Here is a 20,912-nt window from a genome sequence, read left to right as displayed (position 1 = left end):
GGCACACCTCACGTGACGTCGACCGACGCCCCTTCCTGGCCTCTGGCTGGGCTGGACGCCGGCAGCCTGCAGCAGTACGACGCGTTCACCTGTCGCGCCACATTCCACCGCATCGCGTCGCTCAGCCTTCCGGTGCTGCGGTCCCGCTTGCCTGCCGCCACCAATGGCCGGACGGCGCGGGTGCACCGATATCCAGCCGTTCGCCCATCTGCGGGGCGGCCAGGGTGACCCCGCGTTCCGCTGCCAGCGCAGTGATGCGCTCGAAGGGCTCGGTCCACGGGTGCAGGGCCAGGTCGAAGGTGCCGTTGTGGATGGGCATCATCACTGTTCCGCGCAGGTCCAGGTGGGCCTGCAGGCTCTGCTCGGGCTGCATGTGCACATCGGCCCAGTCTGCGTCGTAGGCGCCGGTTTCGATCAGGGTCAGGTCGAACGGACCGTAGCGTTCGCCGATGCGCGCGAAGCCGTCGAAGTAACCGCTGTCGCCGCTGAAGAAGATGCGCCTGCTTCCGCTGTCGATCACCCACGAGGCCCACAGCGTGCGGTTGCCGTCGGACAGGCCGCGCCCGGAGAAATGCTGCGCCGGCGTGGCGGTGACTTTCAGTCCCTGCACGCCGGTCTCCTGCCACCAGTCCAGCTGCTGGATCTTCTCCGCCGGCACACCCCAGGCCACCAGGCGGTCGCCCACGCCCAGCGCGGTGACGAAGTGTTCGACCTTCGGCGCCAGCGCGCGGATCGCGTGGTGGTCGAGGTGATCGTAATGGTCGTGGGAGATGATCACGCCGGTCAGCGGCGGCAGCGCCGCGATGTCCAGCGGCGGGGCGTGGAAGCGCTTGGGACCCATGAACGACATCGGCGAGGCACGTTCGGAGAACACCGGATCGGTCAGCCAGAAGTGGCCATCCAGCTTCATCAGCAGGGTCGAGTGGCCCAGCCGCCACAGACTGTCATCCGGCGCGTCCAGCAGCGCCTGGCGGGTCAGCGGCTGCACCGGAATCGGGGCAGGCGGGGTGGCATCCTTCGGCTTGTCCACCATCAAGCGCCAGAACACGCCCAGCGTGCCGACGAAGCCCAGCGATGACTTGCCGGCAGGATTGTGGAAACGGCCATCGTGGAACTGCGGCGACTGTTCGTAGGAAGCGGCAGGACGTGCACCGCAGGTCAGCAGGCCAAAGGTCATGGCGATCAACACCGTTGAAAGAAGGAGAAAGCGCGGCAGGCGACGGGTCATTCGGGCTTGCCCTGAAAAGTACACTGGCGAGTCTACTTCCATTTCGGGGAAAGTAAACTGAACGGTGTAAAATATCAGGATGAGTACCGATATCCGCCCTTCCCGTCTGACCGACCGCAAGCGTGCCGACATCCTGTCAGCGGCCGTGGCCGAGTTCCGCAGCTTCGGGTTCGCGGCCACCAGCATGGACCGCATCGCCGCCACCGCGGGGGTGTCCAAGCGCACGGTGTACAACCATTTCGCCAGCAAGGACGAGCTGTTCACCGCCATCCTGTGGCAACTGTGGGAAGCCAGCCAGGCGGTGGAGGCAGTGGCTTACGCGCCGGCGCAGCCGCTTCGCGAACAGTTGTTGCGGTTCACCCGGCAGAAAATGCGCCTGATGTCCGATGCCAGCTTCATCGATCTGTCGAGGGTGGCGATCGCCGAGCTCGTGCATGCCCCGGAACGGGCACGGGCGATGATGGACAAGCTGGCGGAGAAGGAAGAAGGGCTGGTGACGTGGATACGTGCAGCGCAGGCCGATGGCCGGCTGCGCGCGGACGTCACGCCTGCCGAAGTGGCGCATCAACTGCAGGGAATGTTGAAGGCGTTCGCGTTCTGGCCGCAGGTGACGATGGGCCAGGCGCCGCTGTCGCCGGAGGCGCAGCAGCGGTTGATGGAAGACTGCGTGGACATGTTCCTGGCGCTGCGCGCAACGGCGTGACGGCGTGACGGCGTGACGACGTGACGACCAACCGTCGTCACCCACCAGACGCTACGGCATGACGGCCAGCGGCCGTCACTACCGAAGCAGCGTGACGACCAACGGTCGTCACTACCGGAGCAGCATGACGGCCAGCGGCCGTCACTACCGCAGCGATCGGCCGCTTACTTGGCGTCGGCCTTGGACAGCATGTCCTGCACCGAACCGGTGGTGATCGGGTGGTAGCCCGGCTTGGCCTTTTCAAATGCGGCCTTGGCCACGTCCAGGCCTTCCGGCGTCTTCACCAGTTCAGCGTAGATCGGCATGATCAGCTTGCGACGACCGACCCGCTCGATGAAGGCCGAAGCCGCCGGGGTGGCCTCGGCATAACCGCTGCGGATGGCCAGCGGGTACCAGCGCATGGCGATCTCACCATTCGGCGTGCCGGTGAACTTGAACACGCGATCCAGTGCGGCCAGCTTGTCCAGCGGCTGGGTGGCGCCCAGGCCGTCGATGAAGCGCACCCATTCCTGGGTGCTCCACTCGGCGGTCAGCTGGTTGGTCGGCAGCTTGCCGGTGCCTTCCCAGGCGATGCGCGCGGTGTCCACGTTGCTGAAGTTGCGCGACTGCGCCTTGGCCGCGAACGCCGGAATGCCCGGCTGGTCGAGCCAGGCGGTCAGTTCAGCCTCGGTCACCGCGTTGGGGTTCTTCGGCAGCAGGTTCTTCTTCAGGTACTCGACGAACTGGTCGGTGTTCGCGCTCTGGAAGGCATGGTCGTTGAACCAGCCGCGCAGGAACGGATCGAACACCTCACGGCCGAAGCGCTGTTCCAGGAACTCCAGGAACCAGGAACCCTTCACGTAGGCGACCTGGCTCAGGGCTTCGTCCGGGTCACGCTCGTTCAACGGCGGCAGCGCCAGCGCCTGGTCGGCCGGGCTCATGTCCTTCACTTCGGCCAGCAGGTCGGTCTGGTCGATCTGGCGCTCCATCTCGGCCATCTCCTTGCCGTACAGCGCTTCGGTGATGCGCCCCTGCACGTAGGTGGTGAAGCCTTCGTTGAGCCAGATGTCCTTCCAGCTGGCGTTGGTCACCAGGTTGCCCGACCAGCTGTGCGCCAGTTCGTGGGCCACCAGCGAGACCAGCGACTTGTCGCCGACGATCACGGTCGGGGTAGCGAAGGTCAGGCGCGGGTTTTCCATGCCACCGAACGGGAACGACGGCGGCAGCACCAGCATGTCGTAGCGGCCCCAGCGATACTCGCCGTACAACTTTTCAGCCGCACCGATCATCTTCTCGGTGTCTTCGAATTCCTTGGCGGCCTTGCCGACCATGGTCGGTTCGGCCCAGACGCCGGAGCGGCCGGAAATCGGCTCGAACACCAGGTCACCGGCCGCGATGGCCAGCAGGTAGGACGGAATGGGCTGCGGCATCTTGAAGGTGTAATCACCGTCACGCGCGGCCTTGGGATCGTTGTCGGCGCTCATCAGCACCATCACGTCCGGGCGGCTGGTCACGTGCGCGCTGTAGGTGAAGCGCACGCTCGGCGTGTCCTGCAGCGGCACCCAGGAACGGGCGTGGATGGCCTGCGACTGGCTGAACATGAAGGGCAACTGCTTGCCTTCGGTCATCGACGGCTCCAGCCACTGCAGGCCCGAGGCGGTCGGTGCGGTGTGGTAGCTGATCTCGACCTTGGTCGGCTGGGCCAGCGCTTCGATGGTCAGCTTGCTGCCGAAGACCTTGTCGACCGGCGCCAGCACGAACGGCAGCGCACTGCGCGCACCGTCGGCGGCAACCGCCTCCACCTTGGCCACGTTGAGCTCGCGGGTGTCCAGCACCAGCTGCTTGGCGTCCTTGTCCTTCCATTCCAGGGTGTAGGTCGCGGTACCGCCGATCTGCTTGGCGTCGAAGTCCAGCTTCAGGTCCAGCGCGATGTCCTTGATGACAACCTTCTCAGGCTCGGCATAGGAACTTTCGTCGTGGCTGCGGTTTTCGGCGTTCACGGGGGCGGCGGGCGCCTTCTGGGCGGTCGGGGCCGTGGCAGCGGGGGCTGCAGGCTCCTGGGAGCAGCCGGCGGCGAGCGCCACGGCCAGCGGAATGAGCAGGAACGGGGTACGCATGAATCGAGACCGTTTCAGGGGTAAACCGGGATTTTACCCCTGAACCGCACCTGGTAGCGCCGAAGGCAGCAGCAGGAGCCGCTGCCAACGTCGCTTGCGACGGCCCGGAGGGTCAGGTCAGGACGACCGGCATAGCCATGCCCGGCGGGGATCGGCGGGCTCCCTGACGCCGAGCATGGCCCGGCGCGACCCCTTACAGCTTGTAGCCGGAATGGATGGACACGATGCCGGCCGACAGGTTCTTGTAGTGGCAGCGTTCGAAGCCGGCCTCGCCCATCATCGCCTTCAGTTCTTCCTGCGGCGGGTGCTTGCGGATGCTCTCGGCCAGGTACTGGTAGCTGTCCGAATCACGCGCGAACAGGCGGCCCAGCTTCGGCAGCACCTTGAACGAATGGAAGTCGTAGATCGGCTTGAACCAGTCCAGCGTGACTTCGGAGAACTCCAGCACGCGGGCCTGTCCGCCCACCTTCAGCACGCGGTGCATTTCGCGCAGCGCGGCATCCTTGTCGGTCACGTTGCGCAGGCCGAAGGCAATGGTCACCAGATCGAAGCTGGCATCCGGGAACGGCAGCGCCTCGGCATTGCACTGCACGTAATCCAGCCCGGCCACCAGGCCGCGGTTGGTCAGGCGGTCGCGGCCGACCGACAGCATGCCGGCATTGATGTCGCCCACCACGACGGCACCCTCGGCACCGACCCGCTCCTTCAGCAGGGCGGCGATGTCACCGGTACCGCCGGCGAGATCGAGCACGCGGTCACCCGGCTTCACCTGCGCGGTGGCTACGTAGTAGCGCTTCCACACCCGGTGCACGCCCAGGCTCATCAGGTCGTTCATCAGGTCGTAGTTGCGCGCGACCGAGGTGAAGACCTGGCCGACCAGCTTCTGCTTGTCCTTTGCATCGACATCGCGGAAGCCGAAATGGGTGGTTCCGGACTTGTAGGGGGATTCGCTCATGGGCTGATTATCGCACCGCGCGGGGCCGGCGGCACCCCCTGCCCTTATCATGGCCCCCTGACTTCACGGAGACCCACATGATCACCACGCCCGACTACCAGGCCCTGCTGCAGACCGCCATCGCCGAGGCCCGCCAGGGGCTTGCCGAGGGTGGCGTGCCGATCGGCGCAGCGCTCTACCACAATGATGGGCGCCTGCTCGGCTGTGGCCACAATCGTCGCGTACAGGAAGGTGACCCGTCCGTGCACGGCGAAACCGATGCGTTCCGCAAGGCCGGCCGCCAGCGCGGCTACAGGAACACCATCATGGTGACCACGCTGGCCCCGTGCTGGTACTGCAGCGGGCTGGTCCGACAGTTCAACATCGGTACCGTGGTGGTGGGCGAATCGCGCACCTTCCAGGGCGGCATCGACTGGCTGCGCGAGAGCGGCGTGAACGTGATCGATCTGGACAACCAGGAGTGCGTGGACCTGCTGGGCAACTTCATTGAACGCCACCCGGAGATCTGGGACGAAGACATCGGCGAATGAGTTTCCCTGAATACTTCAGCGCCAGCGTGGGAAAAACGTCGTAGCGGCCTGCCGGCTCGTTGGCGAAGAACGACAAGGCCACGCTGATTGCACGCAGCAATGACGCTGCGTGCACTGGCCGATAGCGATGATCGGGTCTCCCCCACCCCCCCATCATCCATAAGAAGTCAGAGCCATGCGCGCAGATGCACCCAATGTCCCTCCGGTCATCGACGTGGAGGCAGAGCTGAATCACTGGCGCCAACGACATGCCGACGGCGCGATGGGGCCCGGCTCCTTCGGCCACTTCGTCCCGTGGATAAAGTTCGCCTGCGATTCGCTGATCACCCACCCGCGCGCCAGCAACGAGCAGCGCGAGGAAGCCTTCCAGACCCAGTACGCGCTGCAGATCATGCCGCGGCTGACCGAGGCGCAGGCGCGTGAGTTCATCGAGCAGGTGTGGGACCACGTCTACGTGTCCAGCATGATCCACAGCGCCGACCGGCCGCGGCTGATCGCCTGACGGACGCGACGTCGCGCCGCCAGCCAGGGTAGCGCCGAGCCGTGCTCGGCGAGCGCAGCGGCGACAGCGTGACGACCGACGGTCGTCACCCACCCAGGCAGGAAGCTGACGGCCAGCGGCCGTCACTACGGGCAGCAAGATGACGGCCAGCGGCCGTCACTACCACCGGTGCGGCCGTCACTACCCCGGTGCGGCTTTCATTACCCGATGGCTCAGCTGCGTTCGCGCCAGCCGCCGCCCAGCACTTTGTACAGGGTGATGCGGTTGGACTGCTGAGCCAGCGCGGTCTGCAACTGGCTCTGCTGCGCGCTGTAGGCCGTGCGCCGCGCATCCAGCAGGGTGACGAAGCTGTCCAGCCCAGCGTCATAGCGCGCCTGCGACAACTGCTCGGCCTGCGTGGCGGCCGCCAGCAGCGCCTGCTGCGACGCCGCCTGCGCGTCCAGGCTGGTGCTCAACGCCAGTGCGTCCGCAGTTTCGCGGAAGCCCACCTGGATCGACTTTTCGTACTCGGCCAGGGCGATGTCACGGTCTGCGTTGGCCACCGCCAGTCCCGCCCGCAGCTTGCCGCCCTGGAAGATCGGCAGGCTGATGGTGGGCAGGAAACTCCACACCCGCGTGCCGCTGTCGAACAGGCCGGACAACTCGGTCGAACTGCTGCCCAGCGTGCCGGTCAGCCGGATGCTGGGGAAGAACGCCGCACGTGCAGCGCCGATGTTGGCGTTGCCCGCCAGCAGGGTGTGCTCGGCCGCCATGATGTCCGGGCGTCGCAGCAGCACGTCACTGGGCAGGTCGGCCGGCGGCGGCGCCAGTGCCAGCAGCTGCAGGTCGTTGTTGCCGGCCGGCAACAGTGCCTCATCCACCGGGCCGCCGATCAGCAGCGCCAGCGCATTGCGGTCCTGCTGCAGCTGGCCGCGCAGCCGCGCGGCATCGGTGCGTGCGGTTTCCACCAGCGTTCGTGTCTGTGCCAGCTCCAAGGCCGAACTGCCGCCGCGTTCGAAACGCGCCTGTGCCAGCCGCAGCGAATCCTCATGGCTGGCCAGGGTCGCCTCGGAAATCCGCAGCAGCTCGCTGTCCGCACCGAAGGTGAGCCACGCCGTGGCGGTTTCCGCGACCAGGCTGAGCTGCGCATTGCGGCGGTTGGCGGCCACCGCGAAGTACTGCTGCAGCGCCGCTTCGCTGAGGTTGCGCACGCGCCCGAACAGATCCAGTTCGAACTCCGCCACCCCCAACCCCGCGGTGAACTGTTCGCTCACCGGCATATCGCCGCCGGTGCGCTCCATCTGGCCCTGCACGTTCAGCGCAGGCACGCGGTCGGCGCGCTGGATGCGGTACTGGCCGCGCGCACGTTCGACGTTCAGCACGGCCACGCGCAGGTCGCGGTTGTTGGCCAAGCCCTGCTCGATCACCTGCTGCAGGCGCGGATCGGTGAAGAAATCGCGCCAGCCCAGTTCGGCGGCATCGGTAGGGCGGCCCTGGCCCGCTTCGGCCGGCCACTGCGCCGGAATGGACGGTGCCACGTCAGTGTGGCCCGGGACCAGGGTGGCACAGCCACCCAGCCCGACGCTGGCGATCAGCGCCAGCAGCAACGGCGTCTTGTTCATGGGGTATCACTCGACTTTGCTGCGTCGCGCAGCTTGCGGTTGAACAGCTTCTGCACCACCACGAAGAACAGCGGGATGAAGAACACGCCCAGCAGGGTGCCGGCCAGCATGCCGCCCAGCACGCCGGTACCGATGGCGCGCTGCGCACCGGAACCTGCGCCGGAGGCGATCGCCAGCGGCAGCACGCCCAGGCCGAAGGCCAGCGAGGTCATGATGATCGGACGCAGGCGATCGCGTACCGCGTGCATCGTCGCTTCGATCAGCCCGGCGCCCTTTTCCAGGTTTTCCTTGGCGAACTCCACGATCAGGATCGCGTTCTTCGATGTCAGGCCCACCGTGGTCAGCATCGCGACCTGGAAGTAGATGTCGCGCTCCAGGCCCATCAGCGTGTTGGCCAGCACCGCACCGAGGATGCCCAGCGGGGCCACCAGCAGCACCGAGGTCGGCACGCTCCAGCTTTCATACAGCGCGGCCAGGCACAGGAACACGATCAGCAGCGACAGCGAGTACAGCAGCGGCGTCTGCGAGCCGGCCTGGCGCTCCTGGTAGGACAACGCGGTCCATTCGATCTCATAGCCCGGCGGCAGGTCCTTGGCGATGCGTTCGATCTCGTTCATGGCATCACCCGATGCCACGCCGGTCGCCGGCTCGCCCTGGATTTCCATCGCCGACACACCGTTGTAGCGTTCCAGGCGCGGCGAACCGAAGTCCCAGCGCTTGGAAGCGAAGGCACTGAACGGCACCATCTCACCGGCGCTGTTCTTCACCGACCACACGTTGAAGTCATCCGGGTTCATGCGGAAGTCCGCATCGGACTGCACGTACACGCGCTTGACCCGGCCACGGTCGATGAAGTCATCGATGTAGCTGCTGCCCCACGCGGTAGCCAGCGTGTTGTTGATCGAGGTCATGTTCAGGCCAAGCGCATTGGCCTTTTCCACGTCCACGTCGATGCGCAGCTGTGGGGTATCTTCCTGGCCGTTCGGGCGCACGTTGGCCAGCAGCTTGCTCTGCCCGGCGGCACCCAGCAGCTGGTTGCGCGCGTTGAGCAGGGCCTCGTGGCCCTGCCCACTGTTGTCCTTCAGGAAGAAGGTGTAGCCCGAGCCGATGCCCAGTTCCGGCATCGCCGGCGGCGGGAAGGCGAAGATGAAGGCATCCTTGATGCCGCTCAGTGCGCCCATCGCACGGCCGGTGACTGCTTCCACGCTCTGCTCGGCATCACGGTCCTTCCAGTCCTTCAGCTTGACGAAGGCCATGCCGGCGTTCTGGCCCATGCCGGCGAAGCTGAAACCCTGGATGGCGAAGATCGATTCGATCGCTTCGCCCTCGTTTTCAAGGAAATGGTTTTCCAGCTTGGCCATCGCCTCCAGCGTCCGCTCCTGGGTCGAGCCCACCGGGGTCTGCACCAGCGCCATCATGATGCCCTGGTCTTCATTGGGCAGGAACGAACTGGGCAGGCGCATGAACAGCAGCACCATCACCACCGACAGCGCTGCGAACACGCCCATGAAACGCCACGGGCGGGAAATGATGCCCTTGACGCCGCGCTGGTACTTTTCACTGGACGCATCGAAGCCACGGTTGAATCCACCGAAGAAGCGGCCCGACCAGCCCTTGTGTGCGACATGGTGCTCGCCCTTCTTCAGCGGCTTGAGCATCGTGGCGCACAGTGCCGGGGTCAGCACGATCGCCACCAGCACCGACAACCCCATCGCCGAGACGATCGTCGCGGAGAACTGCCGGTAGATCACGCCGGTGGCGCCGCCCATGAAGGCCATCGGCACGAAGACCGCCGACAGCACCAGGCCGATGCCCACCAGCGCGCCGGTGATCTGGGTCATCGATTTGCGCGTGGCTTCCAGCGGCGACAGGCCCTCTTCGGCCATGATCCGCTCCACGTTCTCCACCACCACGATGGCATCGTCGACCAGCAGGCCGATCGCCAGCACCATCGCGAACATGGTCAGCATGTTGACCGAGAACCCCAGCACCGACAGCACGCCGAAGGTGCCCAGCAGCACCACCGGGACGGCGATGGTCGGGATCAGGGTGGCGCGGAAGTTCTGCAGGAACAGGTACATCACCACGAACACCAGCACGATCGCCTCGATCAGGGTCTTGATCACGCCCTTGATCGACACCTGCACGAACGGGGTGGTGTCATACGGCACCACCGATTCCAGGCCGGCCGGGAAGGTCGCCTTCATGTCTTCCAGCGCCGCGCGCACGCCATTGGCGGTATCCAGCGCATTGGCGCCGGTGGCCAGGGTGATGGCGATGCCGGTGGACGGCTTGCCGTTGTAACGGGTGACGAAATCGTAGCTTTCGGCCCCCAGCTCCACGCGGGCCACGTCGCCCAGCCGCAGCTCGCTGCCGTCGGTGCCGCCACGCACCAGGATGTTGCGGAACTGTTCCGGGGTCTGCAGGCGGTCCTGCGCATTGATGGTGGCATTGAGCTGCTGGCCCTTCACCGACGGTGCGCCGCCGAGCTGGCCGATCGCCACCTGTGCGTTCTGCGCAGTGATCGCCGCGGTGACTTCATCCACCGACAGCTTGTAGGTGTGCAGCTTGTTCGGGTCCAGCCAGATGCGCATGGCGTACTTGCCGCCGAACACCTGGATGTTGCCCACGCCCGGCACGCGGCTGAGCGGATCGACGACATTGGAGCCCACGAAATCGGAGATGTCGTTGGCGTCCATGCTGTTGTCGTTGGACACAAAGCCCAGCACCTGCAGGAACCCGCTGCTGGACTTGGCCACGTTGATGCCCTGCCGCTGCACTTCCTGCGGCAGCAGCGGCATGGCCAGCTGCAGTTTGTTCTGCACCTGCACCTGGGCGATGTCCGGGTTGGTGCCCGATTCAAAGGTCAGGGTGATGGTGGCCTGGCCGTTGGCCGAACTGTTCGACGAGAAGTAGATCAACCCGTCGAGGCCCTTCATGTTCTGCTCGATGATCTGGGTCACCGAGTCCTCGACCACCTTGGCCGAAGCGCCCGGGTAGGTGGCGGAGATCTCGACGGCGGGCGGGGCCACTTCCGGGTACATCGACACCGGCAAGGTGGTCACCGCCAAGGCGCCGGCGAGCATGATGATGATCGCGATCACCCACGCGAAGATGGGTCGATCAATGAAGAAACGTGCCATGGAATTCTCCGCTTACTGCGCGTCGGTGCCGGCCGGAGCCTGGGCGGGTGCGGCGGCGTCGGCTGACGCGGCGGCCGGGGCGGCCGGGGTTGCGGCCGGCTTGGCCGGTTCGCTGCCCTTCTCGGTGGCCTGCACCGGCATGTCCGGCGCGATCTTCTGCAGCCCTTCCACGATCACCTTGTCGCCGGCCTGCAGGCCGTCTTCCACCAGCCACTTGTCACCCAGTGCGCGGCTCACCTTGACCGGGCGCACTTCCACCTTGCCGTCCTTGTTGACCACCATCGCGCTGGTATCGCCCTTGGCATCGCGTGCGATGCCCTGCATCGGCACCAGCAGCGCGCCATTGCGCACGCCGCCGCCGATCACCGCGCGCACGTACATGCCCGGCATCAGCACGCCTTCGGGGTTGGCGACCTTGACCCGCAGGCCGTAGCTGCCGGTGGTCGGGTCGGGTCCACGCTCACTTCGGAAAACTCCAGCGTGCCCTGCTGGTCGAAGGTGCTGCCATCGTCCAGCAGGATGCTGACCGGCAGGGTCTGGTTGTCCTGCAGGCGGCCGGCGGCCAGTTCGCGGCGCAACTGCAGCAGCTCGGCGGCGGACTGGGTCAGGTCGACGTAGATCGGGTCCAGCTGCTGCACGGTGGCCAGCGCTTCGGTCTGGGCGGCGCTGACCAGCGCGCCCTGGGTGACCGATGACTTGCCGATGCGGCCGCTGATCGGGGCGGTGATGCGCGCGTAACCCAGCGTCACGTTGGCCGCATCCAGCGATGCCCTCGCGGCGCCTACATCGGCTTCGGCCTGCTTCTGCGCGGCGATCGCGTTTTCCAGGTCCTGCTTGCTGACCGCATCCACTTTGGCCAGCTCGGTGATGCGCGCCGCGCTCAACTTCGATGCATTGGCGGTGGCCTCGGCCCGGGCCAGCTGGGCACGTGCATTGTTGGACTGCGCGCGATAGCTGGCGTCATCGATCTGGTACAGCGGCTGGCCTTCAGTCACCAGGCTGCCTTCGGTGAACAGCCGCTTGCCGACGATCCCATTGACCTGTGGACGCACTTCGGCGACCAGGAACGCCGTGGTGCGGCCGGGCAGTTCGCGGGTCAGCGACACCGATTCCGCCTTGAGGGTCACCACGGTGACCTGGCCGGGGCCCTGCTGTTGCGGCTGGTCATCGCCACCGCCGCAGGCGGCCACGGTCGCGGCAACAGCCAACGACAAGGCAAGGGGACGAATACGGGACAGGAACATGGGGGAGGGTCTCGATGGCGGGAGTTCGGTAGCGGTAGCGCCAAGCCAAGCCCGGCGGCAGTTCGGCAGCCGCCCGCCCGCCTCGTTCCAGAGGCGGCCAATAGCGACGGCAATCATGGGCAGGAAATATACATACATGACTGTTTGTTTGTAAAGCGCTATGATTCATTGACGTTTCAGCCACATCCTGAGCAATGGCCCGAAAGACCACAAAGAGGAAACCCAGGCGACCCGCGAAGGGATCCTCGACGCCGCCGAATCCTGCTTCCATGAGCACGGGGTGGCCCGCACCACGCTGGAAATGATCGGTGCGCGTGCCGGCTACACCCGCGGCGCGGTGTACTGGCACTTCAAAAACAAGATCGACGTACTGGCGGCGGTGATCGAGCGCGTGCGCCTGCCCTTCATGCAGGAACTCGACCGCGCCGCCACCGAGTCGCGCGACACCCCCGTGCTGGATCTGCGTTCGGTGATCCTGGGTTCGTTGATCGACCTGGCGCAGGACGAACGGCTGCGCAACACCATGGAGATCATGCTGCGCAGTGATTCATCGGCGGACAGCAAGGTGCTGGCGGACCTCCAGCAGGAAGGGTTCCGCGATGGTCTGGAGCGGATGGCGCGCGCGCTGCGCCGGGCCGGACAACTGGGCCAGCTGAAGCCGGGCGCGAACCCCGAAGTGGCCGCGCGGATGCTGCACGCCACGGTACTGGGCGTGCTGCACGGGGCAATGGTGGAGCCGGACCTGATGGACATCCGCCGCGATGGGATGCTGGCGCTGGACATGACGCTGGCAGCGTATGTCAAGGAAGGCGTCTTCGAGGCAGGCAGCGCGCCGACGCCGCTGTAGACGCGACGGCGGCAGCGCGATGCTTACCGGGATCCGACCTTCGAAGCGTCGGCGCCCGCCCCTGCCGCCATGGTCTAGGGCGCCGCGCAGTTGGCGGTGATCAGCTCACCGCTGTTGCCCGCAGGCACGCTGTAGTCGATCACGCACTGCTGGGCGCCATTGGCCCCCAAGCGCACCGTCAAGCGGCCCGCCTCTTCGATGCCGCGCACCCACAGGCGGCTGGCCTGGCCGACCACGCCCACCACTTCGCCTGCTTCATTGTAGACGTCGAACCCGAACGGCAATGCCTGTCCATCGGCCTGGAATGCCTCGATCAATGCGCTGCGCCCGTTGCTGGTGGGCACCACCAGCTTGACCACCGCGCCGGCCGTCGGCACGCCGATGACGGAGGTGGTCTTGAGCTCCACGTCCAACGGCAAGCCCTTCGGGTCCACCGTCACTTCATTGCGGCGGAACGGGGTCATGTAAGGGACGACTGCATACCCCTTCGCATTGGTCTTGACGCCCACGGTGCTGTCCAGCGTCGCGCCCGCGGCATCGGGCACCTGCACCAGCGCGATGGTGTCACCGAGCTGCTGGGCGAACACCACGCCATCGCCATGCAGCACGACGCCACCGGTCGCCCCCAGGCTCAGCCCACGGCTGGCGGAGGCGTGGTTGTAGCCGGCGTTGAGCGTGGCCACCGATGCCTGGTAGCTGACGCCGGCATCGACGTTCGCCCCCTTGCCGCCGTAGCGGCTGATAGACGCGTTGTAGCCACCCTGGCGACGCTCGCCGAACGTGCCGGTGACGCCGGCACGTTCGTCGTCGCGACCATCGCTCCTGCGGTTCACCGCGGTGACCAGGCGCGGCGCGTTGCTGCGCGTTCCCAGCGGCACGGTCACGTTCACATGGAAACTGTTGCCCTCGCGGGCCGCGCCGCCGCCCAGGCTGCGTTCCAGGCTGCGCTGCGCCGACAGGCTGTAGCTGGCAGGACCGATCCGGTCGGCGTAGCCCACCGAGAAATTCGTGCGCCGCTGGTCCTGGCTCCAGTGGTCCACGCTGCTGGCGCTGGCGTACAGCGACGCGCCACCTTCGCCCAGGCGCTGGCTGAGGTTGATGTCCAGGCGCGAGCGCTCGCGTGCGAACAGGCGCCCGCCTTCACCGTCGGCCAGCTGCTGGCGCAGCCGCGCCGCATCTTCCAGCGACAGATATGCCTGGGTCGAGAAGCGATACGCGGCCATCGACAGATTGGTGCCGGTCGCCGGAATATCCTTGCTGAATGCCAGCCGGTAGGAATGACCCTGCATGCGCGAACCCGACGTCGGCAGCGTGCCACGCAGCTGCGTACGGGCCACCGTCACATCGCCAGAAAACGCACCGAAGCGGGTATTCAGCGCGCCGCCGATCAGGCCGGCCGCATAGCCATCGCTGGCGGTGACCCCACCAAACCCGGTGAAGCGGTTGCTGATGCCCTTGCGCAGGGTGGCCTCCAGCAACGCCGGAGTATCGCGCAGCCACGCATCGTCCAACGTGCCCACGGTGACGTTGAAACGGTGCTGGCCAGCGCGCAGCAGTTGCGGCACGGAAGCAAACGGCACCACGAAACGCTGCACGCGGCCATCGTTTTCGATGACTTCCACGTCCAGGTCGCCGGCATAGGCGGTTCCGTACAGGTCGTTGATCTCGAACGGACCGGCGGCCACGTTGGTCTGGTACAGCACCGCATCGCGCTGGCGGATCACCACCCGCGCGCTGGTCTGTGCCACGCCGCGCACCGTGGGGGCATAGTCACGCTGCGATTCCGGCAGCATGCGCGGGTCGGTGGCCACGCTGACGCCGCGGAAGCTGACCCCATTGAACAGGTCCCCGCTGGTGCTGGCCTCGCCCACGGTCAGCTCGGTGCCCGATGAGGCGATCGAACGCTGGGCGTAGCTGCGCCCTGCGCGATACGACGTGCCGCGCCCGCTGGCCTGCGACAGATAGCCGTCATGGCGCACGCGCCAGGCCCCCAGGTTGATGCCGGTGTTCAGCATCGCGCTGGTCGACTGCCGCTGGTAGCCACGGGACTGGATGCGCTGGTGGCTGATGGAATAGCCCAGCATCGCCGCACTGATGCCGTCGTCCCACAGTTCCGGGCTGACCCAGCCACGCGGATCGCGCGACAGGTAGGCCTGCGGGATGCTGACCTCCAGCGCGAGTTCACCGGCGTCGAAGCGCACGCTGGCCTGCGGGATGAACGTGGACAGGGGCTCGCAGCTGACCGAGGCGGGCAACGGCTGCAGCTGGATCGGCTGTCCCTCGCCATCGGTGGCGCTGCCAGGCTGCGGCAGGCGCGCGGCGTCGACGCCCAGCACCGCGATCAGTTCCGGCGACAGGCACACCGCGGTCGAGCCGTTATCCAGCGCGCGCAGTTCCACCTCACGCCGCGCGACAACCACGCCATTGACCTTGATGTCGGCACTGTAGATGCCCGGCACATCCTCGCCCCTCTCGAACCGGCTCAGATCCAGCGCGCTGGCCTGCGAACCCTGCAGGAACTGCGCGTTGAACTCCACGTCGTGCGCCGCCCACGCCACGGCGGGAAACAAGGCACCCACCACGGCAAAGGCCAGGCGGCACGGCTTCGGCGCTGACGATGTCGGGCTGCGGAACAGCATGGATGATCTCCAGGAAGGCACGCGGCGGCGACACCTGCCAGGGACAGGCATCAGCCGATGTCGCATCCATCGGGGGCGGAGCGGCGGCGGGCGCCGCGGATCAGTTGCCGGACAGCGGCACGGACTGGCCGATGCTGGCGCCGAAGTCGTTGATGTAGTCGAACTGCACGTTGCCGCCACTCGGACGCGCGCGCAGGCTGTCCAGCGCATAGCGCTCGGTGGACTGCGGCGCGATCATCTGCGGGTCGACCGCAGGGTGGTTGACGCCCTGCACGCGCAGGCCCAGCGTTCCGACATGCACGTAATAGGGGGTGGGATTGGTGGCCTGCAGGGCCCAGCCCTTCGCGTCCGGCACCAGGCTCCACTGCAGCTTCTGCGGCGCCGTGCCGGCGTCGTCCAGTCCGCTGGGGCGGTAGATCAGCTTGGTGCGCGTGCGCAGGCTGAACTGCAGGTAGTTGCCCGTTGCGATCTCGCCGTTCTGCGGCACCGGCGGGATATCCAGCACGTTGAGGTAGAAGATGCTTTCGCGATCCTGCGGCAGGTCACCGCCGGTAAACAGGATGCGCAGCGACTGCGACTTGCCACCGTCCAGGCGGAACACCGGCGGACGCAGCACGAACGGGGTGACGCTCTCTTCCGGGGCGGCCAGCTTGTCACCAGCGTCGGTCCACGCCTGCACCAGCGATGCCTTCTGGCCGACATTTTCCACGCGCACGGTGATCTCGCGCTGGTTGCCGGGGAATATCTGACGGGTGCCGTGCACGATGACGCCCGCGTCGGCCGAAACACTGGCCAGCAGCGAGGCAACAGCTACACAGCAGAGGAATCCGGTACGGATCAGGTTCATGACAGGTCATTTGTTGCGGGCCGCGGCCCGGGGGGGCGGGGCCCTGAGGCCCCGACCGGTGTTGCGACAGCCGATGGATTACTTGTAATCGATGGTGTAGCCCACGCTCGCGGTCACGTTGCCGGGGCCGGCGGCGGCGGTAGTGCTGCGGTATTCGGCAGCGAAGTCGATCTGCTGGGTGGTCGACAGGTCGATTTCAGCCGAACGCCACGGGGTGGCAATGTTGATCGGGGCGTCGCTGGCGTCGCGCAGGGCGATCTGCACGTTGGTTGCCGGGTCAACGGTCGCGGTGTTGTTCAAATAGCCGTTGGCCTGGTTGGCGTCGCGGTTCGGGTTCAGTTCGATCGCTGCATGGCCGCTGGTGCACTGCGCGTCGGAACCGCCGATCACCAGCGAAACGGCCTGCTTGCCAGCCGTGGCACCGGCAGATGCCAGGGCAGTGGTCGGCACGGTCGGCAGGGTCACGATGGGATCGGTGGCGGTGCCGCCGCTGCCCGGCCAGGTGATGGTGCAGGTGGTGGCGGTAATTTCGCCGTTGAAGGTGATGGTGCCGCTCTGCGCCGAAGCAGAGAAGGAGGCACCAATGGCCAGGGCGGCCGACAGCGCGATAGCAAGCTTGTTCATGTAGGTAAAATCCTTTGTGATGGAGGTGTAGCCAGCTCGGCGGGATCCGGTTTGGCAGGATGTCGGCCGGAAGGACTGTCTCGTCCTTGATGCCTGATCTGGTAACCGAACTGCCGGCATTTGATAGGACGGGAATGAACGGGGAGCACGGCGACGCCGGCAGGTCTGCAAAGACAGCGCACTACGTAGCGAGCTGCCATCGCACGCGTCCGAGGTGCGTCCCGTTCCCGTCGTGGGGCTGCCGTGCCGCGTAGCGCCCGGCTCGGTGGATCAGGGATAGTTGAGGGTGTAGCGCAACGGGGCCTGGAAGGCGCCCGGTACGGCGTCCTGGTTGTCGGCGTAGTACTCGGCGGAGAAGGTGAATTCCGCGCCGCCGCCGACTGAGGCAACCGGCCTCAGCACGGCGCCACCGGTCAGGTTGATCGGCGCATCCTGCGCATCGCGCAGGCCCACCACGGCGTTGGTGCCGCCGCCCACGCCGATGGCCGCGTTACGCAATCGACCGTTGAGCAGGTTCGCTGATCGGTCAGTGTTCAATGCAATCGCCAGACGATCGCTCGAACAGACAGGGTCAGCACCACTGATCCGTACCACGACCGGGGTGCGGCCCCCGCTCTGTCCCGACAGCAGCGAACGTGTCGCGACCTTGGGCAGGGTAACGGTCGCATCATTGCCGACCACCCCGTCGAAGGAAACTTCACAGGTGACGGTCGAGACCGCGCCATTGAAGGTGATGTCGCCACTCTGCGCCAGCGCGGCGCCGCTCGCGCCGAACAGGATGAGCGAAAGCGTGGCGGACAAGCCTGTTGATGCATGTCGCATGAAATGAGCTCCTTGTTTCGTCCAATGCCCTTCGTACCCGGAAACTGCATGCCACCGGTAGGCCATCGTCGAGGAACGCGGGAGCAGGCAGACTAGGACGCGACGCAAGACGCGGCGCCGGCGGAAGATGTGCCGGATGCAATCACAGAAGCAGTGTGAGCAGGAGCACGTGTGGGCGCACATCCGGGATGACATCGAGGACAATCCGTCCCGACCACGTCACGGCGCTCACTGCCAGCGCCGATCCATGGCCGGCGAGCGCAGCGGACCGTGCCGCACGCCCCGCACGGCTGCATACGAAAAGGCCGCCTTTCGGCGGCCTTGTGGTATCAGAGAATGTAGCGGCTCAGGTCGGGATCCTTGACCAGCTCACCCAGGTGCTTGTCCACGTACGCCGTATCGATGTCGATGGTGTCGCCATCGCGATCGGGGGCCTCGTAGCTCAGGGAATCCAGCAGACGCTCGAGCACCGTATGCAGACGGCGGGCGCCGATGTTCTCCTGCCGCTCGTTGACCTGGAATGCAATCTCGGCCAGCCGGTCGATCGCATCCCCACTGAAGGCCACTTTCACGCCTTCGGTAGCCAGCAGCGCTTCGTACTGCTTGGTCAGTGCCGCCTTGGGTTCGGTCAGGATGCGGATGAAATCCTGCTTGCTCAGCGCGGTCAGTTCGACGCGGATCGGGAAGCGGCCCTGCAGCTCCGGGATCAGATCGCTGGGCTTGGCCAGATGGAACGCACCGGAGGCAATGAACAGGATGTGGTCGGTCTTGACCGTACCGTACTTGGTCGACACGTTGGACCCTTCCACCAACGGCAGCAGATCACGCTGCACGCCCTCGCGCGACACATCGCCACCGCCAACGTTGTCGCCGCGCTTGGCGACCTTGTCGATCTCGTCGATGAACACGATGCCGTGCTGCTCACACGCCTCGATGGCCGCGCTGCGCACGTCGTCTTCGTTGACCAGCTTGGCCGCTTCTTCTTCCTGCAGCAGCGGGCGCGCGGCCTTGATGGTCAGCGTGCGCTTGTTCGACTTTGCGCCACCGAGGTTGGCGAACATGGACTTCAGCTGCTGGCCCATTTCCTCCATGCCCGGCGGGGTCATGATGTCCATGCTGACGTTGGCTGCGATCTCAAGCTCGATCTCGCGCTCGTCCAGCTCGCCATTGCGCAGCATGCGACGGAACTTGATGCGGGTCTCGTTGTCCTGCGAAGACGGCTCGTTGCGCGCGGCTTCAGGGTCGAACCCGATGCCACCGCTGCGACGCGGCAACAGCGCATCGAGGATGCGGTCTTCGGCGCGTTCTTCGGCCTGCGTGCGCACGCGCAGCTTGGCCTGTTCGCGGTACAGCTTGACCGCGGTATCGGCCAGGTCACGGATGATCTGCTCGACGTCCTTGCCAACGTAGCCGACCTCGGTGAAACGCGTAGCTTCCACCTTGACGAACGGCGCATTGGCCAGCGTCGCCAGGCGACGGGCGATCTCGGTCTTGCCGACACCGGTCGGGCCGATCATCAGGATGTTCTTCGGCATCACTTCGTCGCGCAGCTCGGCCGGCAACTGCATGCGGCGCCAGCGGTTGCGCAGCGCGATGGCCACCGCGCGCTTGGCATCGTGCTGGCCGACGATGTGGCGGTCCAGTTCCTGCACGATCTCGCGCGGGGTCATGGAAGCGGACGTGTTCTCGAAATTCTTGGACATGGGGTGCTCGCGAATGAGGATTGCCGACCGGGGCCGGCGCTACCGGAACGCGTGCCGACCGGAACCGGCACGGCGCGGGGCGGAGGTTCAGAGCTCTTCCACCACCACGTTGCGGTTGGTGTAGATGCAGATGTCGCCGGCAATCCCGATCGCCTCGCTGGCGATGCTGCGGGCATCCAGTTCGGTATGCGCCATCAGCGCGCGTGCGGCAGACAAGGCGTAAGAGCCACCGGAGCCGATGGCGATGATGCCGTCCTCCGGTTCGATCACATCACCGGTGCCGCTGATGATCAGCGAGGTCTCGCGGTCGGCGACGGCGAGCAGCGCTTCGAGCTTGCCGAGGCGGCGCTCGGTGCGCCAGTCCTTGGCCAGTTCGACGGCGGCACGCTGCAGCTGGCCGTGCTTTTCAAGCTTGGCCTCGAACAGTTCGAACAGGGTGAACGCATCGGCCGCCGCACCGGCGAAGCCGGCCAGCACCTGGTTGTCACGGCCCAGCCGGCGGACCTTGCGTGCATTGCCCTTCATCACGGTGTGGCCGAGGGTGACCTGGCCGTCGCCGGCGATGGCCACCTTGTCACCGCGGCGGACGCAGACGATGGTGGTGGCGTGGAAAACGGTGGGGTTCTGGCTGGGGTCCATGTGGCCTCCGGTAAGCTGTGCGGAGGACATGGGGACAGAGCCGGCTGCCATCAAGCCGTGGCGGTAGGAAGCCGTTCAGCGGATGCCCGCAATCGCGGGGCCCGCTCACGGGTAGGTGATCACGTACTCCACCTGTGCCCGTACCGAACCCTCAACCGCCGCAGCCGTAGCGTAGTAGGCAGCGTCCAAGCGCAGCACGCCGATGCCGAACCGATCGATGGAGACGACCTGCGAGTTCTCGTTGGTCAACAGGTTCACATCCTCGCCGTTGCTGTTCATCACCACCACGTCCACGTTGCGCGCGCTGCCTTGGTTGGTCAGGCGTCCGGCGGCATTGGTGTGGCCTCCATTGCGGAACAGCGCACGCAACCGTGGATGGAGACAGGGGCGCTCGCCGCTGCCGATTACCACGAACAAGGGAAACGGGGTTCCGCGGTCGCCTTGCTGGCGCAGTTTGGTGCGGGGCGCCGACGGCAGGTTCACGGTGAAGTCCGGACCGCTCCCCCCTCCGCTGTTGCCGGAAATCACACACGTCTGGCTCATGACCAGGCCATCGAAGGAAATGTGCCCCTGCTGCGCCGCCGCGCTGCCGGTCAGGCAAGCGATGGCCAATCCCATTACCGCGTTGATCTTGCGCACGACGTCGACTCCGGTCTGATCAGGTCAGGCCGCTCCTGCGCAGGGCGGGCAGCGGCGAAGCTGCACGTTCGCCCAACCCGCGTACGCCGGGAACAGGACGCGTCTGAACGCTTTCCTTCTGCGCCGTAACAAGCCGTTCCGGACATCCGC

General features: G+C 66.2%; 16 protein-coding genes and 1 pseudogene. 4 read left to right on the top strand and 13 right to left on the bottom strand.

Annotation, left to right across the window (positions count from 1 at the left end; genetic code table 11):
- Nucleotides 1-121: 121 nt before the first annotated feature.
- Entirely contained in the window at nt 122-1,228 is a 1,107-nt protein-coding gene (locus QE373_RS02885; RefSeq protein WP_309683436.1) for an MBL fold metallo-hydrolase, read from the bottom strand.
- 79 nt (nt 1,229-1,307) lie between these two features.
- Here QE373_RS02885 and QE373_RS02880 point away from each other — a divergent pair, with 79 nt between their 5' ends.
- Nucleotides 1,308-1,931 carry a TetR/AcrR family transcriptional regulator gene (locus QE373_RS02880; protein WP_309683433.1) on the top strand — a complete coding sequence of 208 codons (624 nt, stop codon included), beginning with the start codon at nt 1,308-1,310 and terminating at the stop codon, nt 1,929-1,931.
- Between the two features lie 164 nt (nt 1,932-2,095).
- On the opposite strand, the gene QE373_RS02875 is transcribed toward QE373_RS02880, so the two are convergent.
- Both QE373_RS02875 and ubiE read right to left on the bottom strand, forming a co-directional pair.
- Nucleotides 2,096-4,027 (bottom strand): M1 family metallopeptidase, encoded by a 1,932-nt coding sequence (locus tag QE373_RS02875; protein ID WP_309683431.1) that lies wholly within the window; start codon nt 4,025-4,027, stop codon nt 2,096-2,098.
- Between the two features lie 193 nt (nt 4,028-4,220).
- Complete coding sequence (gene ubiE, locus QE373_RS02870) at nt 4,221-4,982, bottom strand: bifunctional demethylmenaquinone methyltransferase/2-methoxy-6-polyprenyl-1,4-benzoquinol methylase UbiE (RefSeq protein ID WP_042615017.1); 762 nt, start codon at nt 4,980-4,982, stop codon at nt 4,221-4,223.
- 77 nt (nt 4,983-5,059) lie between these two features.
- Between ubiE and QE373_RS02865 the strand changes: the two genes are divergently transcribed.
- Nucleotides 5,060-5,512, top strand: coding sequence for a nucleoside deaminase (locus QE373_RS02865; protein WP_057508905.1), 453 nt, complete (start codon nt 5,060-5,062; stop codon nt 5,510-5,512).
- Between the two features lie 175 nt (nt 5,513-5,687).
- A complete protein-coding gene (locus QE373_RS02860; RefSeq protein WP_057508904.1) occupies nt 5,688-6,014 on the top strand; it encodes a hypothetical protein in 327 nt (108 codons plus the stop codon).
- Between the two features lie 212 nt (nt 6,015-6,226).
- Here QE373_RS02860 and QE373_RS02855 read toward each other — a convergent pair whose 3' ends face one another.
- The 3 genes and pseudogenes from QE373_RS02855 to smeD all read right to left on the bottom strand — a co-directional run bounded on the left by QE373_RS02855 (nt 6,227) and on the right by smeD (nt 12,002).
- Nucleotides 6,227-7,615: an efflux transporter outer membrane subunit gene (locus QE373_RS02855; RefSeq protein ID WP_309683424.1), complete on the bottom strand. Its 1,389-nt coding sequence runs from the start codon at nt 7,613-7,615 to the stop codon at nt 6,227-6,229.
- A complete protein-coding gene (gene smeE, locus QE373_RS02850) occupies nt 7,612-10,758 on the bottom strand; it encodes a multidrug efflux RND transporter permease subunit SmeE (RefSeq protein ID WP_123698925.1) in 3,147 nt (1,048 codons plus the stop codon). The genes QE373_RS02855 and smeE overlap by 4 nt, the downstream gene beginning before the upstream one ends.
- Before the next feature lie 12 nt (nt 10,759-10,770).
- Nucleotides 10,771-12,002: pseudogene (gene smeD / locus QE373_RS02845) on the bottom strand (multidrug efflux RND transporter periplasmic adaptor subunit SmeD).
- Between the two features lie 187 nt (nt 12,003-12,189).
- On the opposite strand from smeD, the gene QE373_RS02840 reads away from it, so the two are divergent.
- Entirely contained in the window at nt 12,190-12,849 is a 660-nt protein-coding gene (locus QE373_RS02840; protein WP_309689523.1) for a TetR family transcriptional regulator, read from the top strand.
- Nucleotides 12,850-12,923: 74 nt separating this feature from the next.
- On the opposite strand, the gene QE373_RS02835 is transcribed toward QE373_RS02840, so the two are convergent.
- The 7 genes from QE373_RS02835 to QE373_RS02805 all read right to left on the bottom strand — a co-directional run bounded on the left by QE373_RS02835 (nt 12,924) and on the right by QE373_RS02805 (nt 20,762).
- Nucleotides 12,924-15,488: a fimbria/pilus outer membrane usher protein gene (locus QE373_RS02835; protein WP_309683421.1), complete on the bottom strand. Its 2,565-nt coding sequence runs from the start codon at nt 15,486-15,488 to the stop codon at nt 12,924-12,926.
- A gap of 100 nt (nt 15,489-15,588) precedes the next feature.
- Complete coding sequence (locus QE373_RS02830) at nt 15,589-16,335, bottom strand: fimbria/pilus periplasmic chaperone (RefSeq protein WP_309683419.1); 747 nt, start codon at nt 16,333-16,335, stop codon at nt 15,589-15,591.
- Nucleotides 16,336-16,413: 78 nt separating this feature from the next.
- On the bottom strand, nt 16,414-16,959 hold the full coding sequence (locus QE373_RS02825) for a fimbrial protein (protein WP_309683416.1): 546 nt from the start codon (nt 16,957-16,959) through the stop codon (nt 16,414-16,416).
- Nucleotides 16,960-17,229: 270 nt separating this feature from the next.
- A complete protein-coding gene (locus tag QE373_RS02820; RefSeq protein WP_309683415.1) occupies nt 17,230-17,760 on the bottom strand; it encodes a hypothetical protein in 531 nt (176 codons plus the stop codon).
- A 350-nt stretch (nt 17,761-18,110) separates the two neighbouring features.
- Complete coding sequence (gene hslU, locus QE373_RS02815) at nt 18,111-19,484, bottom strand: ATP-dependent protease ATPase subunit HslU (RefSeq protein ID WP_309683413.1); 1,374 nt, start codon at nt 19,482-19,484, stop codon at nt 18,111-18,113.
- Between the two features lie 87 nt (nt 19,485-19,571).
- Complete coding sequence (gene hslV / locus QE373_RS02810; protein ID WP_309683411.1) at nt 19,572-20,123, bottom strand: ATP-dependent protease subunit HslV; 552 nt, start codon at nt 20,121-20,123, stop codon at nt 19,572-19,574.
- Between the two features lie 105 nt (nt 20,124-20,228).
- Complete coding sequence (locus QE373_RS02805) at nt 20,229-20,762, bottom strand: hypothetical protein (RefSeq protein WP_309683409.1); 534 nt, start codon at nt 20,760-20,762, stop codon at nt 20,229-20,231.
- Between the last annotated feature and the right edge of the window lie 150 nt (nt 20,763-20,912).

Source organism: Stenotrophomonas sp. SORGH_AS_0321, assembly GCF_031453215.1.
GTDB lineage: Bacteria > Pseudomonadota > Gammaproteobacteria > Xanthomonadales > Xanthomonadaceae > Stenotrophomonas > Stenotrophomonas chelatiphaga.
The sequence above is the reverse complement of the archived record's forward strand: the minus strand, read 5'-3'. Positions and strand labels throughout refer to the sequence as shown.

Coding starts and splice junctions, on each gene's coding strand:
- QE373_RS02835 (WP_309683421.1), bottom strand. CDS start 15,488: ATGCTGTTCCGCAGCCCGACATCGTCAGCGCCGAAGCCGTGCCGCCTG.
- QE373_RS02860 (WP_057508904.1), top strand. CDS start 5,688: ATGCGCGCAGATGCACCCAATGTCCCTCCGGTCATCGACGTGGAGGCA.
- ubiE (WP_042615017.1), bottom strand. CDS start 4,982: ATGAGCGAATCCCCCTACAAGTCCGGAACCACCCATTTCGGCTTCCGC.
- QE373_RS02825 (WP_309683416.1), bottom strand. CDS start 16,959: ATGAACAAGCTTGCTATCGCGCTGTCGGCCGCCCTGGCCATTGGTGCC.
- hslU (WP_309683413.1), bottom strand. CDS start 19,484: ATGTCCAAGAATTTCGAGAACACGTCCGCTTCCATGACCCCGCGCGAG.
- QE373_RS02875 (WP_309683431.1), bottom strand. CDS start 4,027: ATGCGTACCCCGTTCCTGCTCATTCCGCTGGCCGTGGCGCTCGCCGCC.
- QE373_RS02885 (WP_309683436.1), bottom strand. CDS start 1,228: ATGACCCGTCGCCTGCCGCGCTTTCTCCTTCTTTCAACGGTGTTGATC.
- QE373_RS02830 (WP_309683419.1), bottom strand. CDS start 16,335: ATGAACCTGATCCGTACCGGATTCCTCTGCTGTGTAGCTGTTGCCTCG.
- QE373_RS02865 (WP_057508905.1), top strand. CDS start 5,060: ATGATCACCACGCCCGACTACCAGGCCCTGCTGCAGACCGCCATCGCC.
- QE373_RS02880 (WP_309683433.1), top strand. CDS start 1,308: ATGAGTACCGATATCCGCCCTTCCCGTCTGACCGACCGCAAGCGTGCC.
- QE373_RS02855 (WP_309683424.1), bottom strand. CDS start 7,615: ATGAACAAGACGCCGTTGCTGCTGGCGCTGATCGCCAGCGTCGGGCTG.
- smeE (WP_123698925.1), bottom strand. CDS start 10,758: ATGGCACGTTTCTTCATTGATCGACCCATCTTCGCGTGGGTGATCGCG.
- hslV (WP_309683411.1), bottom strand. CDS start 20,123: ATGGACCCCAGCCAGAACCCCACCGTTTTCCACGCCACCACCATCGTC.